At 61.5% G+C, this 20,605-nt stretch carries 19 protein-coding genes, 1 tRNA gene and 1 pseudogene; 10 read left to right on the forward strand and 11 right to left on the reverse strand.

Going from position 1 to position 20,605, the window contains the following annotated elements; translation table 11 throughout:
• Positions 1-41 precede the first annotated feature (41 nt).
• The 5 genes from lolA to cysG are packed head-to-tail and all read left to right on the forward strand — an operon-like array spanning position 42 to position 5,077.
• Positions 42-665: an outer membrane lipoprotein chaperone LolA gene (lolA, locus tag PRJ_RS10315; RefSeq protein WP_003251209.1), complete on the forward strand. Its 624-nt coding sequence runs from the start codon at positions 42-44 to the stop codon at positions 663-665.
• Positions 666-677: 12 nt separating this feature from the next.
• Positions 678-2,003 (forward strand): replication-associated recombination protein A, encoded by a 1,326-nt coding sequence (locus tag PRJ_RS10320; protein ID WP_010954809.1) that lies wholly within the window; start codon positions 678-680, stop codon positions 2,001-2,003.
• On the forward strand, positions 2,000-2,374 hold the full coding sequence (gene crcB / locus PRJ_RS10325; protein WP_003251205.1) for a fluoride efflux transporter CrcB: 375 nt from the start codon (positions 2,000-2,002) through the stop codon (positions 2,372-2,374). The genes PRJ_RS10320 and crcB overlap by 4 nt, the downstream gene beginning before the upstream one ends.
• A gap of 30 nt (positions 2,375-2,404) precedes the next feature.
• On the forward strand, positions 2,405-3,685 hold the full coding sequence (serS, locus tag PRJ_RS10330) for a serine--tRNA ligase (protein WP_020191942.1): 1,281 nt from the start codon (positions 2,405-2,407) through the stop codon (positions 3,683-3,685).
• The gene (gene cysG, locus PRJ_RS10335) at positions 3,686-5,077 is read left to right on the forward strand and encodes a siroheme synthase CysG (RefSeq protein WP_010954807.1); all 1,392 of its coding nucleotides are present in this window, start codon (positions 3,686-3,688) and stop codon (positions 5,075-5,077) included. It begins immediately after the preceding gene.
• Positions 5,078-5,183: 106 nt separating this feature from the next.
• Here the strand turns inward: cysG and PRJ_RS10340 are convergent, their stop codons facing one another.
• The 8 genes from PRJ_RS10340 to PRJ_RS10375 all read right to left on the reverse strand — a co-directional run bounded on the left by PRJ_RS10340 (position 5,184) and on the right by PRJ_RS10375 (position 10,927).
• Entirely contained in the window at positions 5,184-6,143 is a 960-nt protein-coding gene (locus PRJ_RS10340) for a glutathione S-transferase family protein (RefSeq protein WP_104961313.1), read from the reverse strand.
• A 94-nt stretch (positions 6,144-6,237) separates the two neighbouring features.
• On the reverse strand, positions 6,238-7,239 hold the full coding sequence (locus PRJ_RS10345; protein WP_020191939.1) for a glycosyl transferase family protein: 1,002 nt from the start codon (positions 7,237-7,239) through the stop codon (positions 6,238-6,240).
• Positions 7,236-7,571 carry a TusE/DsrC/DsvC family sulfur relay protein gene (locus PRJ_RS10350; RefSeq protein ID WP_010954804.1) on the reverse strand — a complete coding sequence of 112 codons (336 nt, stop codon included), beginning with the start codon at positions 7,569-7,571 and terminating at the stop codon, positions 7,236-7,238. The genes PRJ_RS10345 and PRJ_RS10350 overlap by 4 nt, the downstream gene beginning before the upstream one ends.
• Positions 7,568-7,864: a sulfurtransferase complex subunit TusB gene (tusB, locus tag PRJ_RS10355; RefSeq protein ID WP_104961314.1), complete on the reverse strand. Its 297-nt coding sequence runs from the start codon at positions 7,862-7,864 to the stop codon at positions 7,568-7,570. Before tusB ends, PRJ_RS10350 begins: the two co-directional genes overlap by 4 nt.
• On the reverse strand, positions 7,864-8,223 hold the full coding sequence (tusC, locus tag PRJ_RS10360; protein ID WP_064491924.1) for a sulfurtransferase complex subunit TusC: 360 nt from the start codon (positions 8,221-8,223) through the stop codon (positions 7,864-7,866). The genes tusB and tusC overlap by 1 nt, the downstream gene beginning before the upstream one ends.
• 1 nt (position 8,224) lies before the next feature.
• The gene (tusD, locus tag PRJ_RS10365) at positions 8,225-8,617 is read right to left on the reverse strand and encodes a sulfurtransferase complex subunit TusD (protein WP_003251188.1); all 393 of its coding nucleotides are present in this window, start codon (positions 8,615-8,617) and stop codon (positions 8,225-8,227) included.
• A gap of 95 nt (positions 8,618-8,712) precedes the next feature.
• Positions 8,713-10,092, reverse strand: coding sequence for a nucleobase:cation symporter-2 family protein (locus PRJ_RS10370; protein ID WP_104961315.1), 1,380 nt, complete (start codon positions 10,090-10,092; stop codon positions 8,713-8,715).
• Between the two features lie 163 nt (positions 10,093-10,255).
• Positions 10,256-10,927 carry a Bax inhibitor-1/YccA family protein gene (locus tag PRJ_RS10375; RefSeq protein WP_003251184.1) on the reverse strand — a complete coding sequence of 224 codons (672 nt, stop codon included), beginning with the start codon at positions 10,925-10,927 and terminating at the stop codon, positions 10,256-10,258.
• A 133-nt stretch (positions 10,928-11,060) separates the two neighbouring features.
• Here PRJ_RS10375 and PRJ_RS10380 point away from each other — a divergent pair.
• Together PRJ_RS10380 and PRJ_RS10385 are read left to right on the forward strand one after the other, a co-directional pair.
• Positions 11,061-11,148, forward strand: a tRNA-Ser gene (locus tag PRJ_RS10380).
• Positions 11,149-11,358: 210 nt separating this feature from the next.
• Positions 11,359-12,564 carry an ISL3 family transposase gene (locus PRJ_RS10385; RefSeq protein ID WP_104960601.1) on the forward strand — a complete coding sequence of 402 codons (1,206 nt, stop codon included), beginning with the start codon at positions 11,359-11,361 and terminating at the stop codon, positions 12,562-12,564.
• A 127-nt stretch (positions 12,565-12,691) separates the two neighbouring features.
• Here PRJ_RS10385 and PRJ_RS30355 read toward each other — a convergent pair.
• Positions 12,692-12,807, reverse strand: a pseudogene (locus tag PRJ_RS30355) (single-stranded DNA-binding protein); the annotation flags it as partial.
• 206 nt (positions 12,808-13,013) lie between these two features.
• On the opposite strand from PRJ_RS30355, the gene PRJ_RS10395 reads away from it, so the two are divergent.
• From PRJ_RS10395 to PRJ_RS10405, 3 genes are all read left to right on the forward strand, one after another.
• On the forward strand, positions 13,014-15,230 hold the full coding sequence (locus PRJ_RS10395) for a TonB-dependent siderophore receptor (RefSeq protein ID WP_104961316.1): 2,217 nt from the start codon (positions 13,014-13,016) through the stop codon (positions 15,228-15,230).
• 437 nt (positions 15,231-15,667) lie between these two features.
• Positions 15,668-16,876 carry an MFS transporter gene (locus tag PRJ_RS10400; RefSeq protein WP_104961317.1) on the forward strand — a complete coding sequence of 403 codons (1,209 nt, stop codon included), beginning with the start codon at positions 15,668-15,670 and terminating at the stop codon, positions 16,874-16,876.
• Positions 16,877-17,032: 156 nt separating this feature from the next.
• Complete coding sequence (locus tag PRJ_RS10405; protein ID WP_010954776.1) at positions 17,033-17,638, forward strand: TetR/AcrR family transcriptional regulator; 606 nt, start codon at positions 17,033-17,035, stop codon at positions 17,636-17,638.
• A gap of 101 nt (positions 17,639-17,739) precedes the next feature.
• Here the strand turns inward: PRJ_RS10405 and PRJ_RS10410 are convergent, their stop codons facing one another.
• Together PRJ_RS10410 and nhaA are read right to left on the reverse strand one after the other, a co-directional pair.
• Complete coding sequence (locus tag PRJ_RS10410; protein WP_256597956.1) at positions 17,740-19,101, reverse strand: chloride channel protein; 1,362 nt, start codon at positions 19,099-19,101, stop codon at positions 17,740-17,742.
• 138 nt (positions 19,102-19,239) lie between these two features.
• Positions 19,240-20,601: a Na+/H+ antiporter NhaA gene (gene nhaA, locus PRJ_RS10415; protein ID WP_010954774.1), complete on the reverse strand. Its 1,362-nt coding sequence runs from the start codon at positions 20,599-20,601 to the stop codon at positions 19,240-19,242.
• Positions 20,602-20,605: the final 4 nt, after the last annotated feature.

The raw sequence follows: 20,605 nt of genomic DNA on the forward strand, positions 1-20,605 counted from the left end.
ACGGTGGCGCCCGGCCTTTTCAACGCTCAATGAGGATTCCCATGCGCGCGATTCGCATGCTGTTGGTTTCTGCCCTGACCCTGGGCTCGGTTACTGCTTATGCCGGTGAGCAAGACGTACAACGCCTGACCCAGTTGCTGGAAAAGTCGCAGACCATCGAGGCCAACTTCTCCCAGCTGACCCTGGGCGCCGATGGCACCAGCCTGCAGGAAACCTCGGGCAAGATGACGGTCAAGCGCCCGGGCCTGTTCTACTGGCACACCGATGCACCGCAGGAGCAAGTGGTGGTGTCGGACGGCAAGAACGTCACCCTGTGGGACCCGGACCTGGAACAGGCCACCATCAAGAAGCTCGACGTGCGCCTGAACCAGACCCCGGCCTTGTTGCTGTCCGGTGACGTGTCGAAGATCAGTCAGAGCTTTGATATTGCGTCCAAGGAGCAGGGCGAAGTAATGGACTTCACCCTCAAGCCAAAGACCAAGGACACCCTGTTCGACTCGCTCCGCGTGTCGTTCCGCAAAGGCCTGATCAATGACATGCAGCTGATCGACAGCGTCGGCCAGCGCACCAACATCCTGTTCAATGGCGTCAAGGCCAACCAGGCGGTGCCGGACAGCAAGTTCAAGTTCGACATCCCCAAGGGCGCGGACGTGATCAAGGAGTAACCAGAGCTCGCCATGGACCTGTTTCGAAGCGAACCCGTCGCCCAGCCCCTGGCTGCCCGTCTGCGCCCGTCCAGCCTGGATGAGTACGTCGGCCAGGAGCACCTGCTGGCGCGCGGTAAACCGCTGCGCGAAGCGCTGGAGCAAGGTGCGCTGCACTCGATGATCTTCTGGGGGCCGCCTGGGGTCGGCAAGACCACGCTGGCGCGGTTGCTGGCGCAGTTCTGCGATGCGCACTTCGAAACGGTGTCGGCGGTGCTGGCCGGGGTGAAAGAGATCCGCCAGGCGGTGGAGGTGGCCAAACAGCAGGCTGGCCAGTATGGCCGTCGTACCATCCTGTTCGTTGACGAGGTGCACCGCTTCAACAAGTCGCAGCAGGACGCCTTTCTGCCCTATGTCGAGGACGGCACCCTGCTGTTCATCGGTGCCACCACCGAAAACCCGTCGTTCGAGCTGAACAACGCGCTGCTGTCACGGGCGCGGGTGTATGTGCTCAAGAGCCTGGACGAAGCCGCCCTGCGCAAGCTGGTCAACCGTGCGCTGACGGAAGAGCGTGGCCTGGGCAAGCGCAACCTGCGGGTGGGCGACGACGCCTTCAAGATGCTGATGGCCGCTGCCGACGGCGATGGCCGGCGCATGCTCAACTTCCTCGAGAACGCCTCGGACCTGGCTGAAGACGGCAGCGAGATCGACGTCGAGATGCTACAGAGCCTGCTGGGTGACAGTCGCCGCCGCTTCGACAAAGGCGGCGAGGCGTTCTACGACCAGATATCCGCGCTGCACAAGTCGGTGCGCGGCTCCAACCCCGATGGCGCCCTGTACTGGTTTGCACGCATGCTCGACGGCGGCTGCGATCCGCTGTACATCGCCCGCCGCGTGGTACGCATGGCCAGCGAGGACATCGGTAATGCCGACCCGCGTGCGCTTAGCCTGTGCCTGGCTGCCTGGGATGTGCAGGAGCGCCTTGGCAGCCCCGAGGGCGAGTTGGCGGTGGCCCAGGCCATCACCTACCTTGCCTGTGCACCCAAGAGCAACGCGGTGTACGTGGGCTTCAAGACCGCCCTGCGTGAAGCGGCCGAGCACGGTTCGCTGGAGGTGCCGTTGCACTTGCGCAATGCCCCGACCAAGCTGATGAAGCAGTTGGGCTATGGCGACGAGTACCGCTATGCCCATGATGAACCCGACGCCTACGCCGCCGGAGAGGATTACTTCCCCGATGAACTGGAGCCGCGCCAGTACTATCAGCCGGTGCCCCGTGGCCTGGAACTGAAAATTGGCGAGAAGCTGCGCCACCTGGCTGACCTCGACCGCAACAGCCCCCGCCAGCGGAGAAAACCATGATTGCACTCATCGCCGCGGTCAGCGCCGGTGGTATTGCTGGTACCTTGTTGCGCTTTGCTACCACCAACTGGGTGGCGGCCCACTGGCCACGGCACTTCTATGCCGGTACGCTGGCGGTCAACCTGGTTGGCTGCCTGCTGATCGGCTTGCTCTATGGCTTGTTCTTGCACAAGCCGCTGGCGCCGGTCGAATTGCGCGCCGGCCTGATTGTCGGCTTTCTCGGTGGCCTGACGACCTTTTCCTCCTTCTCGCTCGATACCGTGCGCCTGATGGAAAGCGGGCAAGTGCCCCTTGCCTTGGGCTATACCAGTATCAGCGTGGTGGGCGGGCTGCTCGCAACCTGGGCTGGCCTGTCCCTGACCCGATTCTGAACCAACACCTACATATAACGAGAGAACGATATGCTCGATTCCAAACTGTTACGCGGCCAACTTCAGGAAGTGGCGGACCGCCTGGCCTCCCGTGGCTTCAGCCTGGATGTCGCGCGCATCGAATCACTGGAAGAGCGCCGCAAGGCGGTGCAAACCCGCACCGAACAACTGCAGGCTGAGCGTAACGCCCGTTCCAAGTCCATCGGCCAGGCCAAGGCCAAGGGCGAAGACATCGCCCCGCTGATGGCGGACGTCGAGCGCATGGCCAACGAACTGGCTGCCGGCAAGGCTGAGCTGGACGCCATTCAGGCCGAGCTGGATGGCATCCTGCTGACCATTCCCAACCTGCCGGACGCCAGCGTACCGGTCGGTGCCAGCGAGGACGACAACGTCGAAGTGCGCCGTTGGGGCACGCCGAAGGCGTTCGACTTCGAAATCAAGGACCATGTGGCCCTCGGTGAAATCAGCGGTGGCCTGGACTTCGAAGCGGCTGCCAAGCTGTCCGGCGCCCGTTTTGCTGTGCTGCGTGGTCCGGTTGCCCGCCTGCACCGCGCCCTGGCGCAGTTCATGATCAACCTGCACACCGGCGAGCATGGCTACGAGGAACACTACACCCCGTACATGGTGCAGGCGCCGGCGCTGCAGGGCACTGGCCAGTTGCCGAAGTTCGAGGAAGACCTGTTCAAGATCACCCGCGATGGCGAGGCTGACTTCTACCTGATCCCGACCGCCGAAGTGTCGCTGACCAACCTGGTGGCAGGTGAAATCCTCGACGCCAAGCAGCTGCCGCTGAAACTGGTTGCCCATACCCCTTGCTTCCGCAGCGAAGCCGGCGCTTCCGGCCGTGACACCCGCGGCATGATCCGCCAGCACCAGTTCGACAAAGTCGAGATGGTGCAGGTGGTAGAGCCGTCCAAGTCGATGGAAGCCCTGGAAGGCCTGACCGCCAATGCCGAGCGCGTGCTGCAGCTGCTGGAACTGCCATACCGCGTGCTGGCCCTGTGCACTGGCGACATGGGCTTTGGTGCGGTGAAAACCTACGATCTGGAAGTGTGGGTGCCGAGCCAGGACAAGTACCGCGAAATCAGCTCGTGCTCCAACTGTGGTGACTTCCAGGCGCGCCGCATGCAGGCTCGCTGGCGCAACCCGGAAACCGGCAAGCCAGAGCTGGTGCACACGCTCAACGGCTCCGGTCTGGCCGTAGGCCGTACCCTGGTTGCTGTGCTGGAAAACTACCAGCAGGCCGACGGTTCGATCCTGGTGCCGGAAGTGCTGAAGCCTTACATGGGCGGCGTCGAGGTCATCCGCTAAATGGATTACCTGCCGCTGTTCCACAAGCTGCAGGGCGGCCGCGTGCTGGTCGTCGGTGGCGGTGAGATCGCCTTGCGCAAGGCGCGCCTGCTGGCCGATGCCGGCGGCGTGCTGCGCGTGGTGGCGCCGGACGTCGACGGCCAGTTGGCCGCGTTGGCCCGGGAAGGTGGCGGTGAGGTGCTGGTGCGTGGCTATCAGGCAGCCGACCTGGTCGGTTGCCGGCTGGTGATCGCGGCGACTGACGACCCTGGGCTGAATGCCCAGGTGTCGGCCGATGCGCAGGCCCTTAGCCTGCCGGTCAATGTGGTGGATGCGCCGGCCCTGTGTACGGTGATCTTCCCGGCGATCGTGGACCGTTCGCCGCTGGTAATTGCTGTTTCCAGCGGCGGTGACGCCCCGGTACTGGCACGCCTGATTCGAGCCAAGCTCGAGGCGTGGATACCTTCGGCCTATGGTGAGCTGGCCGGGCTGGCTGCACGCTTCCGGCACAAGGTCAAATCCTTGTACCCGGACGTCAACCAGCGTCGCGGCTTCTGGGAAACCGTGTTCCAGGGGCCGATCGCCGAGCGTCAGCTGGCCGGGCAGGGTGCTGAAGCCGAACGTCTGTTGCAGGCGATGGTGGACGGCGCACCGGTGCAGCAGGGTGGTGAGGTGTACTTGGTTGGTGCAGGCCCGGGTGATCCGGACTTGCTGACCTTCCGTGCCTTGCGCCTGATGCAGCAGGCCGACGTGGTGCTGTACGACCGCCTGGTTGCACCCGCCATCATCGATATGTGTCGCCGTGATGCCGAGCGTATCTACGTAGGCAAGCGCCGCGCTGATCATTCAGTGCCGCAGGACCAGATCAACCGCCTGTTGGTCGATCTGGCTCGGCAGGGCAAGCGGGTGCTGCGCCTGAAGGGTGGCGACCCGTTCATCTTCGGCCGGGGCGGCGAAGAGATCGAAGAGCTGGCCGAGCACGGCATTCCGTTCCAGGTGGTGCCGGGCATTACGGCGGCCAGCGGCTGCTCGGCGTATGGCGGCATTCCGCTCACTCACCGCGACTATGCCCAGTCGGTGCGCTTCGTCACCGGGCACCTCAAGGATGGCACCAGCAACCTGCCATGGAATGACCTGGTGGCGCCGGCGCAGACCTTGGTGTTCTACATGGGCTTGGTGGGCTTGCCGACCATCTGTGCCGAGCTGATTCGCCACGGGCGTGCCGCGAGTACTCCGGCGGCGTTGGTGCAGCAGGGGACCACGCGTAATCAGCGCGTGTTCACCGGAACCTTGGCGGACTTGCCAGACCTGGTGGCCCAGCATGAGGTGCATGCGCCGACCCTGGTGATTGTGGGGGAAGTGGTGCAGTTGCGTGACAAGCTGGCCTGGTTCGAAGGTTCGCAGAACAGCTGAAATCGTTGGGGCCGCTTTGCGGCCCATCGCACATGCCCCAGGCATTGCAAGGTCCTTGTAAGAGCGGCCTTGTGTCGCGATGGGCTGCAAAGCAGCCCCGGCTTTCTCAAGCCTGCCAAATCCCTTTGCCCGCCAACCGCTCTCGATCATGCGGCAAGCCAAAGTCCTGCAAAGGCCCTTTAGGCACGATCCCGTTCGGGTTGATGGTCTTGTGGCTCATGTAATAGTGCTTCTGGATATGCTCCATGTTCACCGTACCCGCCACCCCGGGCCACTGGTACAGCTCACGCAGCCAGTTCGACAGGTTGTGGTAGTCGCTCAGGCGGCGCAGGTTGCACTTGAAGTGCCCGTGGTACACGGCATCGAAGCGCACCAGTGTAGTGAACAGGCGTACATCAGCCTCGGTCAGGTACTCACCCGCCAGGTAGCGATTGCGGCCTAGCAAGGCTTCCAGGTAATCCAGCTCGTTGAACACATCGTCAAAGGCAGCCTCGTAAGCGTCTTGCGTGGTGGCAAAGCCTGCGCGGTACACGCCGTTGTTCACCGCCGGGTAGATGCGCTCGTTCAGTGCTTCGATGGTCGTGCGCAGCGATGTGGGGTAAAGGTCCAGGGTATTGCCAGTCAGCTCGTTGAACGCGCTGTTGAATATGCGGATGATTTCTGCCGACTCATTGTTGACGATGCGCTTCTCTTTCTTGTCCCACAGTACAGGCACCGTCACGCGCCCTGTGTAGTGCGGGTCATCCTGGGTGTAGCGCTGGTGCAGGTACTGCAGGGCGTCGAGGTGGTCCCCGCTGGAGCCTTGCTGCTGATCGAAGGTCCAGCCATGGTCCTGCATCAGCCAGCTGACCACCGACACGTCGATCAACGGCTCCAGGCCTTTCAGCGCGCGAAAGATCAGGGTGCGGTGGGCCCATGGGCAGGCCAGCGACACATACAGGTGGTAGCGGCCGGCCTCGGGGGCGGGCAGCTGATTGCGGCGCTGGGCATTCTCACGCTTGAACGTGCCGTCCTTGCCGTTTTCATACCACTGGTCGTGCCAGCGACCGTCGATCAATAGGCCCATGGTGAGCTCCTGAAACAAAGTTGTTTGTCGTTGGAGCCCAGTCTAGGGCAAATCGTTCGAAGAAATAGCGCAAAGATCGGGGTTCTATTATCGGCTAGATCGATCTATCTCGAGTGTCCCAGTAGCCTTGCGCTGTTACGAACGCCTGCTCACGGTGCTGTCCCAAGCCACGCAGAGCCAGGGCCATGGTCGCGATCAGGGCCTTCTCGCCATAACTGTCTTCCACTTCGCCACGCCAGAACGCCAGCAAGTGCTCTGCCTGCAGGCTGGGCGGCTTGACATGGCGGCGTTCGCTCAGCGCTGGCCACTCTTCATCCCACGCCTCACCCGCCGTGGTGCCGTAGAGATGGCTGATGACATCGGGATTGACCTCGATTTCGCCGCCATCACCCTTGATCACCACGGCATGGTCGCCCAGCAAGCGGCTGGCCTCGCGGTGCACGGCCTGGTAACCGGGGTGAAAGATGCTCTGCAATCCACAGCGAGCGCCCAGCGGGTTGAGCACTCGAGCCAGCGAGTGGATGGGCGAGCGCAGGCCCAGGGTGTTGCGCAGGTCGATCATGCGTTGCAGCTGCGGCGCCCAGTCGTGCAGCGGGAAGAATGCCAGCTGGTGCTGGTCCAGCGCGTTGCCGACGGCGGCCCAGTCGCGGCACAGCGGAATCTGCAGCAGGTCGAGGAGTTGCTCTGTATACATACGCCCGGCAGTGTGTGCGCCGCCGCCGTGCATCAGAATGCGCACGCCATTGTTGGCCAGGCACTTGGCGGCCAGCAGGTACCAGGGCAGGTGACGCTTCTTGCCGGCGTACGTGGGCCAGTCCAGGTCAACGGCGATGCGCGGCGCCTGCAGGTGGGCGCGCAGGGCCTCGGTGAAGCCGGCCAGCTCTTCGGCGCTTTCTTCCTTGTGCCGCAGCAGCATGAGGAAGGCACCGAGCTGGGTGTCTTCGACCTTGCCTTCCAGCAGCAGGGTCATGGCTGCACGGGCCTCCTCGCGGGTCAGGCCACGCGCGCCGCGCTTGCCTTTGCCGAGAATACGCACGAATTCGGCGAACGGGTGTTCGGCGGGGGTTTCCAGAGTGAGCGGACGAGGTTCGGTCATATGCAGTTGGTCGGCTTGGGCAGGCCCGCCAGCTTGGCGGCAAGTTTGGCGGGGGTGCCGTTGAACAGGCGGTTAAGGTGCGGGCTGTTGCCCTTTTCAGGGCCCAGCTTGAGGGCCGTGTACTTGATCAGCGGGCGGGTGGCCGGAGACAGCTGGTATTCCTGGTAGAACTGACGGAGCAGTTCGAGGATTTCCCAGTGGTCCGCCGTCAACGGGATACCCTCGCGCTTGGCCAAAGCCTCGGCGGCGTCGTGGGACCAGTCTTGCAGGTCGACCAGGAAGCCATCCTTGTCCAGGGCGATCACCTGATCGCCAACGGTGAGCGTATTCATAGCCAGCTGTTGACCTTGTCGTATTGCAGCGACAGTTCGACGAACCCGGCGTAGTCCACGGCCGTTGCCAGGTCGTTGCCGACCGCCCGGGACTGTACATCCTCGTCCAGGGCGAACAGGCGCTGGGCCAGGCCGGCGGCTTGCAGATGGCCATGCGGCTCGCTGCCGCTGCGCAGGGCATACACGGCATCGCCGCACAGCAGCAGGGCATCTTCGGCACCGAGCAGGCGCAGGCAACTGGCCAGGCGCTCGTCGCCAAACGGGGAATGGGCAATCACATGCAGGGTCTTCATCAGAGCGTTATCACCTGGTCGAAACGGGCTATCAGCGCGGCCAGCGCTGCGTCATCGAGCACTTGCACCGGCAGCGCCAGGGTATGGGCTGCCAGGCCACGACGGGTCAGGCTGTGGTTGCAGGCGAACAGTTCTTCGACACCGAACATCGGCAACGCCTGCAGGTTGGCGGCCAGGTTCTTCTGTTGCACGGCGGCGGGTTGCTGGTCCGGCGCGAGCTGGAACACACCATCGTCGAGGAACAGCATGCCCAACGGCAGGTCGAACGCGCCGCCGGCCAGGGCGATGTCCAGCGCCTCGCGGGCAGAGGGGCCATTCCACGGTGCCTGACGGCTGATGATCAACAAGGACTTGGCCATATCAGTCGCCTCCGAAGCAGACAAGGCGGTCAGCCACTTGCGCGGCCTCGTGCAGTTGGCCCAGCCCCGACAGTTCCCAGGGCTTGGGCAGGTTCACGGCCGGGCGCTGGTAGCGGTTGGCCTCGGCTTCGTCGAGCACGCCACGGCGCAGGGCGGCGGCGATACACACCACGGCGTCCAGCTGATGGGTCTGTATGAAGGTGCGCCACTGGCCAGCCACGTCCAGTTCGTCCTGGGGCGCGACGACGTTGGCCGAGGCACTGTGCACCCCGTCCTGATAGAAGAACAGCCGGGCAATCTCATGCCCGCCGGCCAGCACCGCCTCGGCGAAGCGCAGGGCGCGTCGCGAAGAGGGCGCATGGGCCGGGGAGAACACCGCGATAGCGAATTTCATGGCTAACTCATGCAAAGGAATGGTGCCATGATAAAGCAAAAAAGCCCGCGCCCGCTTGTGCAAGCGGGCGCGGGCTTTTCATTCAATCTCCAGGTTCAAGCCTGCTCCTTGCCCTCCGGCAAGAACCAGTTCAGCACCAGCGCACAAATCCCTCCGGTAGCCACACCCGACTCCAGCACATTGCGAATCGCCGCCGGCATGTGCGCCAGGAACTCTGGCACCTGCGCCACACCCAGGCCCAGTGCCAACGACACGGCAATAATCAGCAGCGCCCGACGGTCCAGCCGGGTGCTGGCCAGAATATTGATCCCCGACGCCGCAACCGCGCCAAACATGACCATCGCCGCGCCGCCCAGCACCGGCTCCGGCACGGCCTGAATCACCCCGGCAACACTCGGGAACAGCCCCAGCAACACCAGCATCACGGCAATCCACATACCGATATGACGGCTGGCGATACCGGTCAGCTGAATCACCCCGTTGTTCTGGGCAAAAATCGAGCTAGGGAAGGTGTTGAACAGACCGGCCAGCAGCGAGTTGGCGCCGTTGACCAGCACGCCCCCCTTGATCCGCTGCATCCACACCGGCCCTTCGACCGGCTGGCGCGACACCTTGCTGGTGGCGGTAACGTCACCGATGGCTTCCAGCGAAGTGACCAGGTAAATCACCAGCATCGGAATGAACAGCGCCCACGAGAAGCCCAAGCCAAAGTGCAGTGGTGTCGGCACCTGGAACAGCGCGGCCTCGTGCATGCCGGTAAAGTCCAGGCGGCCCAGGTATCCGGCCAGCGCATAGCCGACCGCCAGGGCGATGACGATGGCGCAGCTGCGCATCCACACCACCGGGATACGGTTGAGAACGACGATGATCGCCAGTACCACGCCCGACATCAGCAGGTTTTCGCCATTGGCAAAGGTGCCATTGGCCATGGCCCCAAAACCACCGCCCATGCTGATCAGGCCGACCTTGATCAGCGTCAGGCCGATCATCAACACCACGATGCCAGTCACCAGCGGGGTGATCAGGCGTTTGACGAAGGGCAGGATGCGCGACACGCCCATCTCGACGAACGAGCCTGCGATTACTACGCCAAAAATGGCTGCCATTACGCCTTCAACCGGCGTGCCTTGCTTGACCATCAGCGCACCGCCGGCAATCAGCGGGCCGACGAAGTTGAAGCTGGTGCCCTGAACGATCAGCAGCCCCGCGCCAAATGGGCCGAAGCGTTTGCACTGGACGAAGGTGGCGATACCCGAGATCACCAGCGACATCGAAACGATCAAATTGGTATCACGTGCAGATACGCCCAGCGCCTGGCAGATCAGCAGGCCAGGGGTGACGATCGGCACGATGATCGCCAGCAGGTGCTGCAGGGCTGCCAACAGGCCGATCAACAGCCGTGGCTTGTCCTCCAGACCAAGCACCAGTTCATTGGCAGGCGCCGCTGCGCCTGGGCTGTGTTCGTGTGAGCTCATTGCTGAAAGCCGCCCCGGAAGAAAAAAGGAGCGCATTCTACGGGGTGATGGCGGATAGCGGTAGAGAAAACGGGATGACGGCACCAGCATCCTGCAGCTCAACCCATTTCCAGCGCCCACAAAAAAGCCCGCCGAAGCGGGCTTCTTGCGGTACAGCAATCAATCAGTCGTCACGACCCATGATGCCAAACAATTGCAGCAGGCTGACAAACAGGTTGTAGATCGACACATACAGGCTGATGGTTGCCATGATGTAGTTACGTTCGCCACCATGAATGATCGCGCTGGTCTGGAACAGGATGCAGACCGACGAGAACAGCACGAAGCCAGCGCTGATTGCCAGTTGCAGGCCGCTGATCTGGAAGAAGAAGCTGGCAACGACAGCACCCAGCAGAACGAAGAAGCCCGCAGTGATGAAGCCACTCAGGAAGCTCATGTCCTTGCGGGTGATCAGCACGTAGGCCGACAGACCACCAAACACCAGCGCAGTCATGGCAAACGCGGAGCTCACTACCTCGGCGCCACCGGCCATGCCCAGGTAACGGTTGAGGATCGGGCCGAGGATGAAGCCCATGAAACCGGTGAGCGCGAAGGTGGACACCAGGCCCCAGGCCGAATCACGCAGTTTGTTGGTAAGGAAGAACAGCCCGTAGAAGCCGATCAGCACCACGAACACGTTCGGGTAGCCGACGCGCATCTGCTGGGCAACGAAAGCCATGACACCGCTGAAGGCGAGGGTAAGCGCCAGCAGGCTGTACGTGTTGCGCAGGACCTTGCTGATCTCCTGCTGCTCGACCTGCTGGCCGTGGTGGACGGCGTAATCCTGTTCGCGCATGGCGACACTCCTTGGTAAACCTGTGGTTTCGGACGTTCAGATGCTAGGAGTCTATCAGAGCTCCTGCAACCCGCGACACAGAGAGTTTGACAGCGTGTTTCATTAAGGTATTATGGCGGCCGCAAAACGAGCTGGAAGCGTGGCCGAGTGGTTTAAGGCAACGGTCTTGAAAACCGTCGATGGGCAACTATCCTAGAGTTCGAATCTCTACGCTTCCGCCATACAAGTGCTTGATTTCATTGATGTTCGCACCGCTGAACCCGCAAATGGGAGCGTTTTGGGAACACACTTGGAATGACATGCAGAAGAAAGGGGCCCTTGCGGCCCCTTTTTTATGGTTCTTCACGGAATCCCGGGAAAGACAGAAACAAGAACGCCGGTTTGATGGATGATGTTCGTGCGAGCAAACACATCAACAAACCGGCGTTCTTGTGCACGATATTAATACGTTTCTGCCCTTTTGGGAGGGCTTTTCTGTCATTGCCATCAGGCCTGACGGCGACGATCTGCTGATCGACCTGATTCCGCAGCCCACTAGGTTCCCCACCTGCAGCGGCTGCCATCAGCCCAGCACCGCCATCCACGAATACTGCCAGCGTTCGATCCGTGATCTCCCCATTCTTGGCCATGCGGTACGGTTGAATGTGGAACTGCGGCGCGTTGGGTGTCGCGCATGCGGCAAGCGGATGGAGTCAGTCAGCTGGCTTGATCGCTATTCGCGTATGACCCAGCGCTTGGCCGAGGCCGTGATCCAGGCTTGCCAGCGGCTGCCTACCCTGCACGTCGCTGAGCTGTTTGACTTGCATTGGGACAGTGTGCGCTTGCTGGAGCGACGAGCTCTACAAGCCGCTCTAGAGAAGCTACCAAAGGCCCAGCCCAGGCGCCTGGTGATGGACGAGTTCGCCCTGTTCAAAGGCCATCGCTACGCCAGCGTGGTGCTGGACGCCGATACCCGCCGGGTTCTGTGGATTGGCGAAGGACGTAGCAGAGCGGCTGTCAGGCCCTTCTTTGAGGAGTTGGGGCCAGAAGGCTGTGCGCGGATCGAAGCAGTGGCGATGGACATGAACACCGCATTTGACCTGGAGGTACGCCAACACTGCCCTCAGGCACGCGTGGTCTACGACCTGTTTCATGTAGTCGCCAAGTATGGGCGCGAGGTGATTGACCGGGTACGGGTCGACGAAGCCAACCGTCTGCGCCATGACAAACCCGCGCGCAGGGTGATCAAGCAAGCACGCTGGCTACTGCTGCGTAATCCGGAAAATCTCAAGCGAAAAGATCAACAGGTGCACCTGAGGGATCTGCTGTCGGCTAACCAATCGCTGATGACGGTTTATCTGATGAAAGCAGAGTTAAAAGCGCTGTGGTCGCCCACCACCGCCTGGGGTTGGCGATCAGCCTGGAAGCAGTGGCTGCGTCTGGCTGATGAAAGCGCGATACCGGCACTGAAGCAGTTTGCTAAACGCCTGAAGGGATACTGGCGCGGCATCTTGAGCAGGGTGCGATGGCCGATGCATACGGGCCAGCTGGAAGGCATCAACAACCGGATCAAGGTGATCAAGCGGATGGCTTACGGTTACCGGGACAGCGAATTCTTTTTCATGAAGATCAAGAATGACTTTCCCGGCAATCCGTGAAGAACCTTTTTTATTGGGCTCAGGTCCACCTGAGCGCGTGGTTCATCCCCCCCTCAAATACTGGCCGTCCTGGCTGACTGACTTCGCGCAGTGCTTGAAAATCACTGCCGTTGAGGTATGCCCCATTGCCCTCGATGTGGCATTGGGCGCCTTTGCGCAGAGACACGCCGACGATCTCGGCGACCTTCCCGAGCAGCGATACGCGGTGACACTGGTGTGCTCGACCTTCTCGCCTGAGCGCTTGAACCCGAGTGGAGCAGTAGATCTCACGCGCTTTGGCAACTGACGCCGCGGACGATGGAATCCCTCAACCCTCAAAGAACCCTGCTCCCAAGAGGGGCGATGGGGAAGGGCTGCCATCACCGAGATGATATTAATTATCACGCGCGGATGATTTTCATGTAGATTCCTGCGCCAAGGATTTTTCATGAACAAGGAGTCAGCCCGCGATGCCCCCGTCGATCAACCCTTCCATGACACTCACTCTCGGCCTGTGTGCTTCCGTCTTCTGCCCGTTGTCGCTGGCCGAGGCAGAAACCAAATCCGAGGACAGTGTGCTGGAGCTTGGTTCCACTGATGTGGTCGCTACCAGCTTGGGTAGTACCACTGAGAACAGTGGCTCCTACACTACCGGGAGCATGAGTGCAGCCACGCGCTTGAACCTCTCGATCAAGGAAACACCCCAATCGGTCTCGGTGATATCCCGGCAGCAGTTGGACGATTTCCAGCTCAACACGCTGTCCGAGGCCATGGCCCATGTGACGGGGGTAACGGTTCAGCGAAATGACTCGGAGCGACCTAGCTACTACTCACGTGGTTACGCGATCAATAATTTCCAGATCGATGGAATGCTCAACACGTTCTCCGGGCTTAAGTCCGACTCGGATACCATCATCTACGATCGAATTGAGGTCGTGCGCGGAGCCACTGGGCTGACGACAGGCGCTGGTGATCCCTCGGGCACTATCGCGATGGTGCGCAAGCGGCCAACGCATGAACTGGCGGTCAAGAGCGGTGTCAGTGGGGGCAGCTACGACAACTACTACACCTACCTGGATGTCGGCGGCCCATTAGGCTGGGAGGGGCGGCTGCGCGGTCGCACAGTGTTGGCGTATCGCGACAACAAGTCGTTCATGAATAAATATGCCACCCAGCGTGAGGTGGCGTATGGCGTACTCGAAGCCGACCTGACCGACAGCACGGTCCTGGCGGTGGGATATGACTATCAGAACAAGCACGTCCAAGGTTCCTCATGGGGTACGGTGCCTTTCTGGAATGCCGATGGCAGTAAAGCCAATCTGCCACGCTCGACCAACCTCAGCGCCCCATGGTCTTCCTGGCCATTGAAAGACCAGACGGTATTCGCAACCCTTGATCAGCGCCTGGGTAACGACTGGCTGATGAAGGTGGCCTACACCCATCGGCAAACCGACAGTGACGGCAAGGTGTACTACGGAGGTAATGGTTTCCCGGAAGCTGACCGCAGTGGCATGCGGGCCTGGTACGCGCATTTTGGTGGGGAGGAGAAGATGGATGCGATCGACTTCAACCTCGCTGGCCCCTTCCAATTTATGGGTCGCAGTCATGACTTCATGATCGGCTACGGCGAGTCAGAACGGCGCAATAGTGAGCCATATCGCCTTGGTCTCCCTGTGCCCCAAGACTACGACAAGATTCCTGATTGGAAGTACATGGGGTCTATCCCCAAGTTCTATGACATCGATACCGGACTGGACAGTTCGCGCTCCTACACCCGTCAGAAAGCCGGGTATATCGCAACACGGCTGAACCCGACAGACCGCCTTCACTTCGTGGTTGGCAGCCGCTACGGCAGTTGGGAGACGGAGCGTCGGGAATGGGACTATGACGACGCGCTGAATGTCGCCGGTCAGTCCACTACCAAGCAGACGCAAAACGATCAGTGGACACCCTACGCTGGTGTGCTTTTTGACCTGAATGACCAGTTCACCGCCTACGTCAGTTATACCGACATTTTTAACCCGCAGACCGTGAGAGACGTCAACAAGCAGTACATTGAACCTATCGTTGGCAAAGTCTATGAGGTAGGTCTCAAGGGCAGTATGTTCGAAGAAAGGCTGAACCTGAGTACTGCCGTGTTCCGCAGTAAACAGGATAATGTGGCGGAACAGGATGACTCGGTGCCGCCCAATGGCAATGAAATTTTCTACAAAAGCGGCGGTAAAGGTGTAGTCGTTGAAGGTTTCGAAGCTGAAGTCGCGGGCGAGGTGATGACCGATTGGCAGATGAGCCTGGGCTACAGCTACACCCATGCCGCCACAGCCGAGAAAAAGCGAAAGAATACCGAGCAGCCATTGAACCTTGTGCGCTTCTCCAGCACCTACAAGATGACCCCGGCATTGACCGTTGGGGCGAGCCTGGATTGGCAGAGCGACAACTTCAAAATAGCCAACCGCCCAGTGGGGCGCGATGGTGACAGGATCATCACTGCCAAAGACAAGATCGGCCAGAAGGCGTTCTCGGTGGTTGGGCTGATGGCACGCTATCAAATCGATGAACACCTGTCAGCGTCGGTTAACGTGAAGAATCTGTTCGATGAGCATTACTACAACAACGTTGGATTCTACAACGGCGTTTACCAAGGTGAGCCACGGACAATGATGGTCAGCTTGGACTGGAAGTTGTAAGGCTTTGCCGCCGCCGGGCGTGACGCCTGATGCCTTCGCACTTAGGTGTCTGACAGGGCTCATCGAATGATGGGCCTTTCTCATCTCTACTCAATCGCTTGAAATTGGGACGGTACCATCGTTCCGCACTCCTTCCTCTAGTGGATGACGCAAGCCAAGTCCCGGTGGGATTGTTGCGCAGATTGCCCACCCTTTTGACCCGCGCCTCCTAAGCGCGGAGGGCATCGCCCACACTGTTCAACTCGCGCTCAATGGCGAACGACTGCTCGCGACACGCAAGGCGTCACGGGGGGCAGGGTGGCTGAATAAGGAGGTTCCCGGCGGATCATGAGGGTTTACATTCAGTTCGTATGATAATAAGGTTTTAATCATACGAGCTGCATGTATTTTGCCTTGAGCGTGACTGCCCAAGGGCCTTTCGATAAGGAGAGTCGAGCGTGTTCAGTACCTACCGCGAGTTGTTCCAGGCCAGAGGCGCCAAGGGCTTCGCCTTGGCCGGCCTGCTGGCCCGGCTGCCGTTGCCGATGACCGGTATCGGGATCATCACCATGTTGTCTCAGATCACCGGCAGTTACGGCCTGGCCGGTGCGGTGGCGGCCACCTTCGTGCTGACCTATGCACTGATGTCGCCGCAGATCTCGCGCCTGGTCGACCGCCATGGCCAGGGCCGCTTATTGCCGGCCGCCGCCGGGCTCAGCGTGCTGGGCATCCTTCTGCTGTTGGCTTGCAGCTATTGGCGGCTGGCGGACTGGACCCTATTCGTCGGGGCCGCGCTCGCCGGCTTCATGCCCAGCATGTCGGCTATGGTGCGCGCGCGCTGGACCGCGATTTACCGCGGCAAGGTGCAACTGAAGACAGCCTACTCGCTGGAAACCGTTCTTGACGAAGTCACCTTCATTGCTGGCCCGCCGATTTCGGTGGGGCTGAGCGTGGCGGTACTTCCGCAGGCCGGTACATTGGCTGCTGCCGTGTTCCTGGCCATCGGCGTGTTCGCCTTGGCGGTGCAGGTCGGCACCGAGCCGCCAGTAGAGGCCGATGCCGCCACCGGGCAAGACAGCATGTCGGTGTTCAGGCTGGCCGACGTACGCCTGCTGACCTTGCTGATGGTCGCTATGGGCTTGATCGTCGGTACGGTCGACATCGTCAGCGTGGCATTCGCCGAGCAGATGGACATGCCGGCTGCGGCCAGCGTAGTGCTGTCCTGTTATGCCATAGGCTCCTGTGTCGCGGGGCTGGTGTTCGGTGTCCTGAAACTCGATACCCCGCTACACAAGCTGCTACTGCTGGGTGGGTTGGCGACGGCGGCGACAACCTTGCCGCTGCTGGTGGTGGGAAACATCATCGGGCTGGCCATCGCCGTGCTGGTTGCGGGCCTGTTCTTCGCCCCGACCATGATCGTGGCGATGTCGCTGGTAGAGCGCATCGTGCCCGAAAGCAAGCTGACCGAAGGGATGACCTGGTTGCTCGCCGGTCTCAACGTTGGAGTTGCCGGCGGTGCCGCAGCATCTGGGCAGGTGGTCGATGTGTGGGGTGCCCAGGCCGGATTCAACGTGGCCTTGGCCGCCGGGGCCGCAGTGTTGTTGGTCGCGCTTTGGGGCTACCAGCGCATGCGCGACCGAGCCCGACAGGCGTCGTATTCGCTTTGATCGGCTTCAGGGCTGGCCGCCAGGCTTGGGGGTTCGGTCACCGCGCGACGATACGACAGGCTTGTCAGTGCGCCTCGCGCCCAAGACAATGCGTGCAAGCGGTATGAATACTCGTATACGCCTACCCCATGCCGCCAGAACACAAGGAATAGCTGGATGGTTCGCCGCACCCGCGCCGCAATGCAAGAAACCCGAGCCCTGTTACTGGCCACCGCCCGCCAGATGTTCAGCGAGCAGGGGTTTGCGCACGCCTCGATGGATGATCTGACCGCCCGGGCGGGCTTGACGAGGGGGGCGTTGTACCACCACTTTGGCGACAAGAAGGGCTTGCTGGCAGCCGTCGTTGAGCAACTCGACGCTGAAATGGACGAGCGCCTGCGTGCTATTACCGAGACCGCCGATAACGCTTTGGACGGCTTCCGCCAACGCTGCCACGCCTACCTGGAGATGGCGCTGGAGCCCGAGATCCAGCGTATCGTGCTGCGCGACGCCAGAGCGGTGTTGGGAGGCGGCTCGCCTGAGGCCCAGCGGTATTGCATAGAGTCGCTGCGCCAGTTGATCGACAACCTGGTACTAGAGGGCGTTTTCGTCAACGCGCACGCTCAAGCGCTGGCTGCGTTGATCTACGGCAGCTTGGCTGAAGCTGCTGTGTGGATCGCGGAGGCCGAAGACGGCAATGCACGCTTGGCGCAGGCTGGCAAGGCGTTCGACCTGCTGTTGCTCGGGGTGCTAAAGCGGCCAACAGACTCTACGGACGCGTGAATGCGCGCGACAGTTCCACCCTGTTGGGAGCCCCGTCCCCCTCAGGGCAGTTCCGCTACCTGACTACCCGTTAACGTCTGGCAGGGCAGGCTTGGTGCTGCTCAAGGTTTTTCGGTAGCGCTCGTTTGGCGAGCGGCGGGTTCTGTGGAAGAAGACGCGGCAGCATGAAGCTTGTCGGTAATCTGCTTGGCCAAGGCATGGTAAAGCGAGACCGGAGACACCCATCCAGAGATGGCCGCCGCCATCAGTGTCGCGGCCAACATGGGAATGGCCAGGTCCGGGCTATGTGTCAGTTCAAGCACGATGACCGAGGCGGTCAGTGGCGAGCGTGTCACACCGGCCAGGTATGCGCCCATGCCGAGTAGTGCGCCTGCCTGAGGGTCAACATCGGGCAGCAAGCTCAACAGCGGCGCAAAGGCGGCGCCGATGCTCAGCGAAGGCGAAAAGAGCCCGCCTGGAATCCCGGAAAGATAGGACGCGACGTTGGCCAGAAACTTCCACAGGAGAAAGCTTGTGTCCGTGATCGGCTGCCCCTCCAGCAACGCACGCGTTTCTTCATACCCGGTGCCGAATACATGATTGCCAGAGACGAGCCCCAAGGTGGCCAGCAGCAACCCACAGGTGGCAGCAAAGCGCACTGGATAGCGTCCGCGTAACGTACAGACCTGGCCGAGTATGCCCTTGTCGGTGGGCAGCACAAGCTTGGCGTAAAAACCACCCAGCAGCCCGCCCAGCACTGCACAGGCAGGAACGACGCTCCAGCCCCAGCCCACCGGCATCCGACCGCTGATCTCGCCAAAGTAGGCGTAATGCCCCATCAGCCCCAGCGTCACGACCCCGCCGATCAGCACCGCAGTGAGCACCAAGCCACTGAAACGTTGCTCGAACGTGCGGCTCAACTCCTCAATGGCAAAGACTACCCCCGCTAACGGTGTATTGAAGGCTGCGGCAATACCCGCGGCGCCTCCGGCGAGCACCAGGCCAGCGATGGTGCGCCGGCCGTGCAGGCCTAAGCGTCGGCCAAAGGAATAGAGCACTGCGGCGCCGATGTGGACGGTCGGGCCTTCCCGGCCAACCGAACCGCCGACCAGCAGGGCGCCCAGCGTCAGGCTCATGCGTGCTGCAGCCACATGGAGCGAGAGTAATCGGGCGCGCAGCCGCCGAGAGGGCATTTCCAGGGCGGCGATGACTTGGGGGATGCCGCTACCCTTGGCATTCTCAAACCATCGTTGCGTCAGATAAGCCAGGAGCGCGAAACCCAGCGGAGTGATGAGAAGAGGTGACCAGGGTGCCCATTCCAGCAAGCGCTTGAAAGAAGCGAACGCCGCGTCGGCTAGCCAGGCGAATGCCAGCGCAACGAGCCCCACCAGCAATGCCCCGATCCAGAACGCCAGTCGCTGGCGCCATTCTCGCCAGCGTGAACGGCGGGGGAGTGAAGGTGCAGGTCGGGTAGGGTCGGACATTGTCCACACATGGCTGACTTGGAAAGCCGTGAGTATGGCGTGTTTTCCCGCACAGGCCTACCCGACACAGGTTGTAGCCGCACCAGGAGTGGCGATCCGCTTGCCCAACTGCAAGGGATCGCCAGTCCCGGAATGTGGCTAGGTGGGCGAACCGGCTTTGGTAGCAGACGCTGCGCTGCGCATGCTCCACACCCCCCAGGTCAACCCCAGCACGGCCGCGATCAACGACGCGGATAGCACACCGAGTTTCGCTGCCCCGAGTGAGCCAGGGTCGACGAACGCGAGGTTGGCGATGAAGATCGACATGGTGAAACCGATGCCGGCCAGCAGCCCGACCAGCATGATGCTACGCCAGTTGACCTCGGCGGGAAGCACGCACCAGCCCAGGCGGACCATCAGCCAACTGACGCTGACGATGCCCAAGGGCTTTCCTGCGACCAGGGCGACAGCGACGGCGATCATGACCCACTGGGGGCCTTCTGCGGACAGGTCGACACCCGAAAGGCTGACCCCGGCGTTGGCCAAGGCAAACACCGGCATGATGCCGAAGGCTACCCAGGGGTGCAGGGTGCCTTGCATGCGCACTACCGGCGGCAGCAGTTCGCGCTGGGCCAGGCGCAGTCGTTTCAACGGGTCCATGAGGTCGCTGGCATCTTGCTCAGGCGCCTTGGCGCGCCCCAGCAATTCGCCGGTGAAGCGGGTAATGGCGTCCAGTGGGCGCTCACGCATCGGCATTGCGGTGACAGGTGTCATCAGGCCCAGCACGACGCCTGCGAGGGTCGGGTGGGCGCCGGTCAACAAGATGCCCAGCCAGACGATCGCACCGGGAATGACATAGGCGTAGGCTGAACCCACTCCGATCTTCTGAAGCCCGATCACCATTAGCAGGCCGATCACTGCAACGCCGAAGCCGGTGTAATCAAGGCCGCCTGAGTAGAAGAACGCGATGATCAGGACTGCGATGATGTCATCGATGATTGCCAGGGCGAGGAGGAACACACGTACGTTGGACGGGATCGACTTGCCGAGCAGGGCCAATACGCCCACCGCAAAGGCGATATCCGTCGCCGTTGGCACGGCCCAACCTTGTTGGTCTGCTGGCGCGTGACCAAAACTTAGGTAGAGGAGTGCGGGTACCGCTACGCCGCCGACAGCGGCTGCCATGGGAAGCGTGGCTTGACGCAGGCTGGACAGTGCACCTTCGTGGATCTCGCGGCGGATCTCCATGCCCACGACCAGGAAAAAGATGGTCATCAGGCCATCATTGATCCAGAAATGCAGGGACTGCGAATAGACATGCGAGCCCACGCCGAACGTCAACGGGGTATGCCAAAGGGCTTCATAACTGTCGGCAGCCGGGGAATTCGCCCAGATCAGGGCAGCGACTGCGGCAATCAACAGAACGATGCCGCTGACCGCTTCAATGTGCAAAAAGCGTTCAAGGTTGGCGAAGGCGCGCTCGGCCAGTTTCTGGGCGCGAGGTAATTCTTGTTTATGCATAGGC

It is taken from the genome of Pseudomonas sp. XWY-1, from assembly GCF_002953115.1.
Classification (GTDB): Bacteria; Pseudomonadota; Gammaproteobacteria; order Pseudomonadales; family Pseudomonadaceae; genus Aquipseudomonas; species Aquipseudomonas alloputida.